This is a genomic window from Haliscomenobacter sp. (assembly GCF_033763495.1).
GTDB lineage: Bacteria > Bacteroidota > Bacteroidia > Chitinophagales > Saprospiraceae > Haliscomenobacter.
Window position 1 is genome coordinate 36361 of the sequence record NZ_JANRKL010000191.1, and the last position, 11127, is coordinate 47487.

Sequence of the window (11127 nt, forward strand, 5' to 3'; positions counted from 1 at the left end):
GAAAAATGGAAGAAGCTACAAATACCTCCACAACCAAAGACTGGTTGCTCTTTTTGATCTCTTTGGTAGCAATGATCATCCTCTTTGCCGTTGCCGACGAATGGTTCTGGCTGGCGCTGCCTTTTGTCCTGACTTATTTTGTACGGGCAATAAAGATGATGTAAAAGCGAAAAGCGAAAAGCGAAAAATTATGGGGCAATTACAAATGCTCCAAATTTTCATAAAAAAAAAGACAGCAAACCGTTGAAAAACAACTGGTGTGTTGCTTTTCGCTTTTCGCTTTTATTCACTCATAACTATTCGTACTCTCCTCCAACAAGGTCTCAATCTCCAACATCTCAGCTTCGCTGAAATAGCGCCATTTCCCTGGTGCCAGATCATCCAATTTGATGGACATAATTCTAGTACGCTTCAACTTGACCACATCGTAGCCGAGATATTCACACATGCGCCGGATTTGGCGATTCAAGCCCTGGGTCAGGACAATTTTAAAAATGGAACGGCCTTTTTGCTCCACCTTACATTTTTTAGTCGTAGTGCCCAAAATGGGAACACCATTGCTCATCTTGCGCACAAAATCGGGTGCCAGGGGTTTATCCACCACCACAATGTATTCTTTTTCGTGGCCGTTGCGGGAACGCAGGATTTTGTTGACAATGTCGCCATCATTGGTCAAAAAGATCAAGCCTTCAGAGTCTTTATCTAGGCGGCCGATCGGAAAAATCCGTTGTGGGTGGTTAATGTAACTGATGACGTTCGTCTTGTCGCGCAAATCGGTGGTACAAGTTAGACCACGGGGCTTATGAAAAGCAATGTAAATGCGTTGGGGATTTTGGCGTAGAGGTTTTCCGTCGAGCAGAACTTCATCCCCCTCCACTACCCGATTGCCTTTGATGGCCACTACTCCATTGAGCAGCACCCGTCCGGTTTCAATAAATTTGTCTGCTTCTCGGCGCGAGCAAATCCCCGTGTCCGAGATGTATTTGTTTAAGCTAATAGAATCCATGCGGTACAACGACTTGGCCTGTGTATGAATTGGTGGGCAAATTTAACACAAATTCATACACAGGCTGGGCGTTTATTTTTTCACTTTAATCATACAACCCACTGCCTTAGTCAAACTTGGGTCAGGTTCGCCCCCCTTTTCTACCGCGGCAATGGCTTCTTCCACATAGCGGCGGGTGATCAGGGTTTCATCTTCGCTGTTGTCGTCCACCCCACCAATGTAGCGCACCTTGCGGTCTTTATCCAGCAAAAAGACATGAGGAGTTCGAACCGCGCCATAGATAGGGAATACTTTTTGACCCTCATCCAGGAGGTATTCAAAAGGATATTTTTTCACTTTTGCGCGCTCAAGCATTTTGTCAAAACCATCACCAGGCTGTACGCTGGGGTCATTGGGCATAATGGCCACCACTGGCCATCCCATAGGGGCCATTTTATTGTGCAAATCGATGATCCGTTGTTCGTAAGCCTGAGCATAAGGACAAGTATTACATGTAAATACGACAATGTACCCTTTGACATTTTTGTAGTCCTTCAAGGACACCATTTTTCCTGAAGTGCTTTTTAGTTGAAAGTCGGGGGCAATGTCCCCTACTTTCAGGCCAGGATTAATTGGCCCAAACGGGAAAAGGGTCAGGAGGAAAAAAACACTGGCAAAAAAACCAATTCCAAAACCTGTTTTTGTTTTCATCGCAGTCGAATTTCATATTTTGAGTGCAGCTAAACCATCAATGCTGAAAAACTTAAAAGCAGTTTATAATTGTGACGCATGAATTAGTTTTTGGGGTCAAAAAAATGAAGTACAAACTGCTGTAGGTCCTCAAAACTTTCAAATTCCCCTTCTTTGAACTGTCTTTGGCTCCCACGATATACCAAGGTAGCAGGAACAGCGCCGCTCCAACTGGGATCAATTTTATCGATCCACAGGTTTTGTCTACTGTCTACTAACGCTGCGATAGAAGCAGAAAATTGTCTTTGCGCCAAAAAAGGTTTCAATTTGGTTTCCAAATCTTTACGAAAATCCAAACTAACCAGAATGACCTTGATTTTTTGAACAACCATTCCCTGATGTAACTTTTCAAAATAGGGTAACTCTTTTACACAGGGGGCACACCAGGTGGCCCAAAAATTGATCACATAAGTCGTATCATTTCCCGTTTGCGCCAACAATGGTGCAAAATCCTCAAACGATTCATAAATTGTTTGGGCCTTACCCATGCTGAGCATCAACATGAGCGCAGTCAGTAATGTCAGTTTTCTCATATGTTTCAATTAGGGCATGCCTGCTTTGTAAATTTCAGCATTTCCACTCAAAGTATAATGGCTTCCGGCAGGAAAAAATAAACTTTGTCCTTTACCAAGCTGCAAATTGTCATTGACCAGCACTTCTCCTTCCAATACCAACAAAATTTCCGGGCCAGCCGCAGCAGTCTGGATGTGGCTTTTTCCTGTACTCAATCGAATCAAACTCAGCTCAAAATCTGGTGCAGGGGTTTTGAACTGGGTCATGGTATCACTGATTGCTTCTCCTCCAAAAACTTTCGGTTCAATCGGCTCAAAGGAAAGGTGCTGAATCAAAGTGTCAGCATCTACATGTTTATCGGTGAGGCCGCCACGGAACACATTGTCAGAATTGGCCATCAATTCGACATTGACACCTTCCAGGTAAGCGTGCAACACCCCAGCATCCTGAAAAATCCCCTGTCCCGGCTTTACATTGACCACATTCATCAGGTAGATGGAAATGACACCCCGATCGTAACGACCACCAGGAATTCTAAAATCGCGCAAAGCCCTGGCAGCCCAATAATCAGCAGAGGCTTTGGGCAATTGGTCGGTAGCCAGCATAGGCAGGAGTCGCTCCGCCAAAGGCGCCAACACCTGATCAATCTCCAGTTGCGGCATGCTCATAACCTTTGCATACAAAGGCCGAATGGACTCACCATCAAAATAGTCCAGTAAGCTATGCAATTCTGGTGTTTGCTGAAGGTTTTGCCGAATTTTATCCAGGGATGCAAAACCATGTAACAACCAAAAGTCCGTCAAAGCCATCATCATTTCAGGCTTGTGGTTGTCGTCTTTAAAATTTCGGTTGAAGGCATCGAGTGGAATGCCTGCTGCATTTTCTGCCGCAAAACCCTGTTCAGCCTCAGCCTTATTGGGGTGAGCCTGAATGGAAAGCATTTTGTCCACATCCAATATTTTCAACAAATAGGGAATCTGGTTGGCAAAACGCTGAGCAGTGGCCTGACCCAAAATCGATGTTGGGTCTTCTTCAATCAGGTTTTGCAAAGAGCGGGCTGCCTCCCCATTTCTTTGTACCATGGCCATTCCTCGTGGGTGGGCTCCCAACCACAATTCGGCACAGGGCTCTCCTTCAGGGTTGCCTTGATCCAACAATTCGGGAATGTAATGCAATCCTCCCCAGGCATAGTGTTGCACCACACCTTCCAGCAAAAAGGGCACAGTAAGATTCATATCGAGATTATTTTTTAGTCACCAAAAAGTATACCGCCGTAGACAAGAAGTCACGCACATAAGGCAACTTGCTCAGGATGGTATTTTGAGTGCGTGGGGCCCAGCCAAACTTGAATTGATAAATCGGGTTGATCAAAAAAATCTGGCGTTGAAGGACCTTGTAATTGCGCTTGTGTACGATCTGTTCAAATCGTTCGATGGAGATTCCAGTATCCTTGATTTCCCGCAATTCCTGGATTGTTTGTGCCGATTCTCCGCCCCAACGCAAAACCTGATGGTAAAGAGGGGTTGGCAAAAGGTGATAGTAGGGCAATTTTGACAACCACTTGTTGCGGCAAATTTGCTGGTGCCCGCCAAAAGGCATGTACCAGGGTGGAAAGGCAAAAAACACTACCCCTCCTGGAGCTAAAAAAGCTTGCAGAAAGTGCATGAAACGATCCTGGTTCGGGATGTGCTCGATCACATCTTTTAGGATGATCAAATCAAAGCGAAAATCCAGCTCTTTTTCAGGGTCAATGTCGTAAATGTTCCGGGCGATAAGTTGCAGTTGCCCACTAGCTACGGGTTCAGGCATGAAGGACTTGGCCGTTTCAATCCGGCTTTCGTGCAATTCAATCCCAACACAACGGCAGTTTTCTTCCAAAAAAGCCTTGAGCACTCCTGCTTCGCCACAACCAATCTCCAGCACTTTGGAGTCTGTGGGCAAAGGGTGATGTCGACGTACGTAAGGCAAAATGTATTCCTTGGCTGTACGGTATTGATAATCAAAATAGACGCGTTTGTCCTGGTGAAATTCAAACATAGCAGTAAGTCTCCAAATTAAACAAGGTTTGGTCCGGTGAAGGTACTCAAACGCTATGGCAACGCATTTATTTCTAAATTATTTTTCCAAAAATTTGCATCTGTGTCATATGTTTCGTTTTTTTGTTTCTTTAAACAGCGTTCTAGTAAATAAAGGGGAACGGTTGTCAGGAGCAAGCCCGGAATTCGTGCTCATCCCTGACAACTTTTTTTTTTGTCAAATCCTACCTATCTTTGCCGCCCAGGCATGAAAGAATTTTTTCTTTGATGCTCAAAATGTGCACCTTTGGCAAGAATAATGGCAATCGATTACGGGACAAAACGGACAGGTATCGCAGTAAGTGATCCCTTACAAATCATAGCAACTGGTTTAGATACTGTTCCTACAGCAAAATTGCTTGATTTTCTGCGCCAATACTGCCAGGAAGAAGAGGTCGAACTATTTGTGGTTGGTGAACCCAAAAATCTGGATGATTCCCCAGCCCAGATTCATCATTTGGTGATGGGTTTTGTCAAACAATTGGGCAACCTTTTTCCAGAAAAAACAGTTATTCTGCGTGACGAGCGCTTTACATCCAAAGACGCGAGCCGTTCCATCGTTCAAAGTGTACCCAGCCGACAAAAACGGCGGGATAAAGGTTTGATCGATAAAGTTAGCGCCATCATCATTTTGCAGGAATACTTAGAAAAATACAAATATTCATAATACCATGTTGTTACCTATTTATGCCTATGGGCAGCCCGTTTTGCGCAAAAAGGCCGAAGAAATAACTCCTGACTACCCCGAGTTAAGTCAATTCATCGCAAACATGTGGGAAACCATGTACCATGCCGAGGGCGTAGGTCTAGCTGCACCCCAGGTAGGCCGTGCCATTCGCCTTTTTGTGATTGACACCGTGCAATTGGAAGAAAAAGGGAAAGATGTAGTTGGTTTCAAAAAAGTCTTCATCAATGCACAAAAGGTGGAAGAAAAAGGGAAAATATGGGCTTATGAAGAAGGTTGCCTGAGTATTCCCGACATCCGCGGGGATGTTGATCGCTTGGATACCCTCACACTTCGTTACATGGACGAAAATTTTGAAGAGCACACCGAAACTTTCAATGGCATAAATGCCCGCGTCATCCAGCATGAATACGACCATACTGAAGGTATTCTGTTTTTAGAATACCTAAAACCAGTAAAAAAAGCCATGATCCGTGGTCGCCTAGAGAACATCCGCAAAGGCAAAGTAAAGGTGGATTACAAGATGAAGTTTGCATAAGGAGCGAAAAAACGTATTCATTCTGCCCTTCTACAACGCTTCATCTTGTTTTCCGTTTTGGGGATTTATTTATTCTTATCCGCAATCTTTTCCAATTCTGCTTCAATAAATTCTTTCGACAACCACTTTCCCCTCAACATGACTCCGACCTGTTTGGAGGTGTTGCTTACATTCTCCAATGGGTTGGCTTCCAACAATATAAAGTCAGCCGATGCTCCGGGAACGATGGTTCCAAATGCTCCACTCCGCCCAAAAAAGCGTGCCGGGTTAGCTGTACCACTTCGCAATATGGCATAGGGAGGCAAATTGGCCTCGGCCAAACTTTTCATTTCATGCCGCAGTGAAAAACCTGGGACGTTGAACACCTGGGGAGCATCCGATCCCAGTAACAGGTCGACATCGGCTTTGTGCAAGCTCTGCAAAATTTTGTGGCGAAATAAAATAAAGCGCTGCCATAGTACCTCGCTGTAATTGGCTCCGGTCAGGTTGCTCTTGTTTTGCCGCCATTGATACAAGGTTTTGGAGGGCATGTACTGCATCTCTGGTTCATTGGCCAGGGCTGCGGCATCAGTAGGAGAAAACCAGCGGGTGAACAAACTTTGGGTAGGCACCACCCACACGCCTTGCTTTTTGGTTTCCGCAGCCAAAACATCCAGTAGCTTTTCATCTGCATTGGGAATATAGTTGGACCCAAAAAAGCCAGCATTGGGGTTTTGGGCTAGTACATCAGCAGGCACTGTCCCTTCCAGGTAGCCATCCAGATGGTCTACCGAAGCATAACGGGAGGCCAAAGCATGGCGGATGCCCACTTCAACCGGAACATGCCCGGAAAAAGGCAAATTCAGGCTTTGGGCTATTTTGGCCATGGTATCAAACACTTCCCGTTTCACTCCCGGGTGCACCTTTAAAAAGTCGAAACCATCTTTTTTATACTGAATGACCTTTTCCCGTGCCTCAGCGGGTGTTTTGATGGTGTTGCCATTCATCGAAGGGCTGGACGTAAAAATGCGGGGGCCAATGAGGAGTTCATTGTCCACGTTTTTCCGCAAAGTCAAATGATAAGGATCCCCCAACATCCCTCGGATTGTAGTTACCCCATTGGCAACATAAAGAAACAACACTTGGCGTACCCAGGTATCGTCGCCGTTTTCGGGGGTTGGGATATGTGCATGCATTTCGGTCAAACCAGGCATCAAGTATTTGCCCGTTCCGTCGATTACCTGGTTCTTTTTTTTGGCTTTCAATTTGTTGGAAGGACCCATTTTGAATACTTTACCATCTTTAAGCAGCACCGTGTAGTCTTTGAGTACCTCCTCGGAGGTCATCGGCAGCACGTTAACATGCGTGATGGCGCTAATTTTGGCTTGGGCAGCACAAAAACACAGGTTTGAACCGATCAGAAACAGGGTATAAATCGTCCGCATGGCACATAGGTTTTACAGGTGATTGTTGTAGGTAAATGTAATGATATGCACCAAAAAAGTGAGCAGACACATGCTAGGGAAGTGTAAAAAGGCTAACTTAAAGCAATTTTTATACACTTTCAATCCTTAAAACAGACCAAGATGGACATCTCGGCTTATGAAAACCTGGTAACGGGCTATTATCTTTTCGAAAATATGCCTGATAATGTAGGCGATAATTGGTTTCGCTACATCTGCACGGATGGGGAACAGTGCAAAGAGGTAGAATATGACTACCAACCAGCAGTAAATGAACTTGTTTTCGCTTGCAGCATCACCGGAGGCAGAACCAAGGTGGAGTTGTATAAAAATGGGGGAAATTGAGGGTAACAAAAAATCGCAATGATTTCGAAATCAAATCATTGCGACTAAAAGTTGCGGAGATGGAGGGATTCGAACCCCCGGTACCCTCGCGAGTACACTTGATTTCGAGTCAAGCCCGATCAACCACTCTGGCACATCTCCAAATGGGCAACAAAAATAAACATTGGGACTTAGTTTTAGCAGCTTTTTCTGGGAAAAAACTAGAGGAGCCCCAAAATGGTTCCAACGACCATACTTTTTTCCTCAAATGCACCCTTCTGGATATTGCATAGTAATACAATGCAAGGATCCATGCTGCTCAATTAAAGCCCGGCAATTGATGCCAATCACTTCATGCTGCGGGAAAGCCTTTTTGATTTGAACCAAGGCCTGTTCATCTTCAGGCACCTGATAAGTAGGCATCAGTACCGCCTGGTTGATGATCAAAAAATTAGCATAGGTAGCAGGCAAACGATGGCCATCAGCAGCAAAACAGGCCGTGGCCATGGGCAGTGGAATCAATTGGTAGGGTTTGCCTTCAAGGGTAGTGAATGCTTGCAATTCCTTCTCCATAGCTTGTAATGCCTCATAATGCTCATCTTGGGTATCCAGGCATTGCACGTAGACAATGGTATCTGCGCTGCAAAAACGCGCCAGGGTATCGATGTGGGAATCGGTATCATCTCCAGCCAGGTATCCGTGGTGCAACCAGAGGACCCTTTTTAACCCGAAAAGTTCTTTCAGTTTGGCTTCAGTAGCCGCTTGATCCAAATGGGGATTGCGGTTGGGTGACAACAAACATTCCGAGGTTGTAAGCAGGGTGCCCTGACCATCACTTTCGATTCCTCCTCCTTCCAGAGCCAATCCGCCGAGCTGAAGAGCTGCCTTAAAAACGCCCTGCTGCTGCAATCGCCCCGTAATGAGGTTGTCCAAAAAAGCGGGAAATTTCAAACCCCAGCCCGTAAATACAAAATCCAGAATCAGGGGTTTGCCCTCTTCAAAAACCGTGATGCCCCCATGATCGCGAGCCCAGGTGTCATTGCTGGGAACGTCCACCAGAATCAAATTGTCCTGCACCGCATTTTTCAACAATGGTCGAACTTCGTTTTGATCCCGGCATACCACCAATACTTTTTCGTAGCGGCTGATGATTTCAATGGCTTCGATGAAACAGGGCAAAACCTCCTCTAAAATATCCGCCCAATCCGTTTCAGCGTGGGGGAAAGTAAACTGTACAGCGCTTTGGGGTTCCCATTCAGCGGGTAAACGACGATTCATGTGGTAGTGGCTAAAAGATGAATAAGGCTGCAAAGCTAAGGTCTTGGAAAATATTTATCCGCATAAAAACTATTCCAGGAATAAAAAACCGATCCATCAACAAATTTTCTTCTATGCCGAAGAAAATTCTGTGCACAAATAATTAAAAAAATTTTCTCAACCCGGTCCACTTCTTAATTTTGTTGACTTTTATCGGTGGTATTGTAATAATGTATGAAACAAGCAAAAACACTTGAGCGCAGGACTCGCCTGTATATGGACGATTTCCTGAGTAGCTATCGCGTATTGTATCCTGACGCCAGTCAAGCACAAATTAAACGCCTGATGGACATCCTTGCCCAAGTGGACAAGGAACGCCCTGCCGCACTCCAACAAATTGACGCAAATAGGGAATGGAAAGCCGATTGGTTTCAGCAGCCGCAGCACGTCGGCATGATGCTATATGTCGACTTGTTTGCAGGCAACCTTCAGAGTTTGATCGACCGCATCGATTACTTTAAGGAATTGGGCATTACTTATTTGCACCTGATGCCTCTGCTCCAGCCGCGCTCTGGTCCCAATGACGGGGGCTACGCTGTGGCCAATTACCGGGAAGTCAACTCCCGCCTCGGCACCATGGCCCAACTCCGCGAATTGGCCTCCCGCCTGCACGATGAAGGCATGATCCTGGTGATCGATTACGTGATGAACCATACCGCCCGCGAGCACCAGTGGGCGCAGGCAGCCTTGCAAGGTGATCCATTTTTCCAGGATTTTTATCTACTTTTTGAAGATCGCACCTTGCCGGATGCATATGAAAAAACCCTTCCTGAGGTCTTTCCAGATTTTGCGCCCGGCAACTTCACCTGGCAGCCCGAAATCCAGAAATGGGCCTGGACTACTTTCTACGATTTTCAATTGGACCTCAACTACCGAAACCCCAACGTGTTTGAGGCCATGCTGGAGGAAATGCTCTTCCTGGCAAATGTGGGTGTAGACGTTCTGCGGCTAGATGCGGTGCCGTTTTTGTGGAAAAACATGGGTACCAATTGCCAAAACCAGCAGGAAGCCATTCATATTCTCGCTGCTTACCGGGCACTGGTGCGCATGGTTGCACCGGGCATGCTGTTCAAATCGGAAGCCATTGTTGCTCCTGACGACATCATTCGTTACCTAGGTAGTGGCGGACTGGAAGGTAAAGCCTGTGAAATCGGCTACAACGCCACCATGATGAATCACCTTTGGCATGCCCTGGCATCTGAGAACACGCAATTGTTGCGCAATACCTTGTCACAACTCCCCCCAATCCCCAAAGAAGCCACCTGGATCAACTACATCCGTTGCCATGATGACATTGGTTGGGGAATTTCGGATGAAAATGCCGCTGCAGTAGGCCAAAGTGGCCGGGGAACCCGTAATTTTTGCACCGACTTTTATGCAGGGGTACTGCCTCAGAGTTATTCTGAAGGTTATGTTTTTCAACGCGATCGCCAAACCGGTGAAGCACGTACTTCGGGTACAGCCGCTGCTTTGACGGGTTTGCAAAAAGCCCTGGTAGAAGCCGATCCCGTCAAAATCGACCTGGCCATCAAACGCCTGGAGGTACTGAACGGGGTGATCTTTTTTATGAAAGGAATTCCTTTGATCTTCTCTGGTGACGAGGTGGCTCAACTGAATGATTACAACTATTTGCTCGACCCCCTCAAAGCGGGCGACAACCGCTGGGTGCACCGCCCCCCAATGAACTGGGCCAAAGCTGCCCGCATTCACGAGGCTGGTACACCGGAAGAACGGGTGTTTTCAATGCACCGTCGCTACATCGAAACCCGGCGGCAAAGCCCGGCCTTGCATGGTCGCTCTCGTGATCAAATCATCATCGTCGACAATGATTCCCTCTTCGTTTGTGAACGCAATTACGAAGGGCAAAAAATGCTCCTAGTCGCCAACTTGAGCCGGAACCCCCAACGCATGAGCATTTCCGGACTACCCGCCGAATGGCAAAATGGCATCTACTTCGATGCCTTGCGCCAACAAGGGATGAGTTTTGTCAACGATCATTTGTTGATTGAGCCTTATGGGGTGTATTGGTTGCGGCCAGCACTGCAACTGGAATCCAATAAAACCATCGCGGTAGAACTGAACATGTACGTTCCCGCCGAATACGGCGAAGAAATTTACGTAACAGGTAGTTTACCCGAGTTGGGCAATTGGGATTGGAGCAAAGGGCTGACCGCCGATCCAAAGGATTATCCGAATTGGAAGGTACGGTTTGAGGTCCTAAAAGGGCAGGGTTTTGCCTGGAAATGGGTACGGGTACGGAATGGAAAAGTGGTGATGTGGGCCGAGGAAGATCGGGAGGTGATGCCATGATTTGCCAGTTTTTCCTATCTTTGCCCCTTCAAACAACACAACATGACACTCAAGCACTCGCCATACGTGCTATACGCGGATACTGAAGGGAACGTTTTTGAGGACAAGAGCTTATACGCCGTTGGCCGTTCGGGATGGTATTGTGACCCCATTCCAGACGAGGACTGGATTGAACTGCCCGATGGTGG

Annotated in this window: 12 protein-coding genes and 1 tRNA gene; 5 read left to right on the top strand and 8 right to left on the bottom strand. The window is 46.4% G+C overall.

The genetic code is table 11. The features are described 5' to 3' along the window. Positions 1-5: 5 nt before the first annotated feature. Positions 6-164, top strand: a complete 159-nt coding sequence (locus SFV55_RS21805; RefSeq protein WP_320031675.1) for a hypothetical protein — start codon at positions 6-8, stop codon at positions 162-164. A gap of 122 nt (positions 165-286) precedes the next feature. Here the strand turns inward: SFV55_RS21805 and rluF are convergent, their stop codons facing one another. From rluF to SFV55_RS21830, 5 genes are all read right to left on the bottom strand, one after another. Next, positions 287-1006 (bottom strand): 23S rRNA pseudouridine(2604) synthase RluF, encoded by a 720-nt coding sequence (gene rluF, locus SFV55_RS21810; RefSeq protein ID WP_320031676.1) that lies wholly within the window; start codon positions 1004-1006, stop codon positions 287-289. A 72-nt stretch (positions 1007-1078) separates the two neighbouring features. Then, positions 1079-1696, bottom strand: a complete 618-nt coding sequence (locus SFV55_RS21815) for a thioredoxin family protein (protein ID WP_320031677.1) — start codon at positions 1694-1696, stop codon at positions 1079-1081. An 83-nt stretch (positions 1697-1779) separates the two neighbouring features. Further along, on the bottom strand, positions 1780-2268 hold the full coding sequence (locus tag SFV55_RS21820; RefSeq protein ID WP_320031678.1) for a TlpA family protein disulfide reductase: 489 nt from the start codon (positions 2266-2268) through the stop codon (positions 1780-1782). A gap of 9 nt (positions 2269-2277) precedes the next feature. Beyond that, on the bottom strand, positions 2278-3483 hold the full coding sequence (gene manA, locus SFV55_RS21825; RefSeq protein WP_320031679.1) for a mannose-6-phosphate isomerase, class I: 1206 nt from the start codon (positions 3481-3483) through the stop codon (positions 2278-2280). A gap of 7 nt (positions 3484-3490) precedes the next feature. Next, positions 3491-4285, bottom strand: a complete 795-nt coding sequence (locus SFV55_RS21830; RefSeq protein ID WP_320031680.1) for a class I SAM-dependent methyltransferase — start codon at positions 4283-4285, stop codon at positions 3491-3493. 285 nt (positions 4286-4570) lie between these two features. Here SFV55_RS21830 and ruvX point away from each other — a divergent pair, with 285 nt between their 5' ends. Next, positions 4571-4990, top strand: coding sequence for a Holliday junction resolvase RuvX (gene ruvX, locus SFV55_RS21835; RefSeq protein ID WP_320031681.1), 420 nt, complete (start codon positions 4571-4573; stop codon positions 4988-4990). A 4-nt stretch (positions 4991-4994) separates the two neighbouring features. Beyond that, positions 4995-5546, top strand: coding sequence for a peptide deformylase (gene def, locus SFV55_RS21840; protein WP_320031682.1), 552 nt, complete (start codon positions 4995-4997; stop codon positions 5544-5546). Between the two features lie 65 nt (positions 5547-5611). Here def and SFV55_RS21845 read toward each other — a convergent pair whose 3' ends face one another. Continuing rightward, positions 5612-6970: an amidohydrolase family protein gene (locus tag SFV55_RS21845; protein WP_320031683.1), complete on the bottom strand. Its 1359-nt coding sequence runs from the start codon at positions 6968-6970 to the stop codon at positions 5612-5614. 141 nt (positions 6971-7111) lie between these two features. Between SFV55_RS21845 and SFV55_RS21850 the strand changes: the two genes are divergently transcribed. Beyond that, positions 7112-7333, top strand: a complete 222-nt coding sequence (locus SFV55_RS21850) for a hypothetical protein (RefSeq protein ID WP_320031684.1) — start codon at positions 7112-7114, stop codon at positions 7331-7333. 54 nt (positions 7334-7387) lie between these two features. Here SFV55_RS21850 and SFV55_RS21855 read toward each other — a convergent pair. Further along, positions 7388-7474, bottom strand: a tRNA-Ser gene (locus SFV55_RS21855). 102 nt (positions 7475-7576) lie between these two features. After that, positions 7577-8590, bottom strand: a complete 1014-nt coding sequence (locus SFV55_RS21860; protein WP_320031685.1) for an agmatine deiminase family protein — start codon at positions 8588-8590, stop codon at positions 7577-7579. Between the two features lie 213 nt (positions 8591-8803). Here SFV55_RS21860 and SFV55_RS21865 point away from each other — a divergent pair, with 213 nt between their 5' ends. Then, on the top strand, positions 8804-10939 hold the full coding sequence (locus tag SFV55_RS21865) for an alpha-amylase family glycosyl hydrolase (RefSeq protein ID WP_320031686.1): 2136 nt from the start codon (positions 8804-8806) through the stop codon (positions 10937-10939). Positions 10940-11127: the final 188 nt, after the last annotated feature.

Bases quoted from the DNA above. Each gene is read 5' to 3' on its own strand.
- SFV55_RS21805 (WP_320031675.1), top strand. From the start codon at position 6: ATGGAAGAAGCTACAAATACCTCCACAACCAAAGACTGGTTGCTCTTT.
- rluF (WP_320031676.1), bottom strand. From the start codon at position 1,006: ATGGATTCTATTAGCTTAAACAAATACATCTCGGACACGGGGATTTGC.
- SFV55_RS21815 (WP_320031677.1), bottom strand. From the start codon at position 1,696: ATGAAAACAAAAACAGGTTTTGGAATTGGTTTTTTTGCCAGTGTTTTT.
- SFV55_RS21820 (WP_320031678.1), bottom strand. From the start codon at position 2,268: ATGAGAAAACTGACATTACTGACTGCGCTCATGTTGATGCTCAGCATG.
- manA (WP_320031679.1), bottom strand. From the start codon at position 3,483: ATGAATCTTACTGTGCCCTTTTTGCTGGAAGGTGTGGTGCAACACTAT.
- SFV55_RS21830 (WP_320031680.1), bottom strand. From the start codon at position 4,285: ATGTTTGAATTTCACCAGGACAAACGCGTCTATTTTGATTATCAATAC.
- def (WP_320031682.1), top strand. From the start codon at position 4,995: ATGTTGTTACCTATTTATGCCTATGGGCAGCCCGTTTTGCGCAAAAAG.
- SFV55_RS21845 (WP_320031683.1), bottom strand. From the start codon at position 6,970: ATGCGGACGATTTATACCCTGTTTCTGATCGGTTCAAACCTGTGTTTT.
- SFV55_RS21850 (WP_320031684.1), top strand. From the start codon at position 7,112: ATGGACATCTCGGCTTATGAAAACCTGGTAACGGGCTATTATCTTTTC.
- SFV55_RS21860 (WP_320031685.1), bottom strand. From the start codon at position 8,590: ATGAATCGTCGTTTACCCGCTGAATGGGAACCCCAAAGCGCTGTACAG.
- SFV55_RS21865 (WP_320031686.1), top strand. From the start codon at position 8,804: ATGAAACAAGCAAAAACACTTGAGCGCAGGACTCGCCTGTATATGGAC.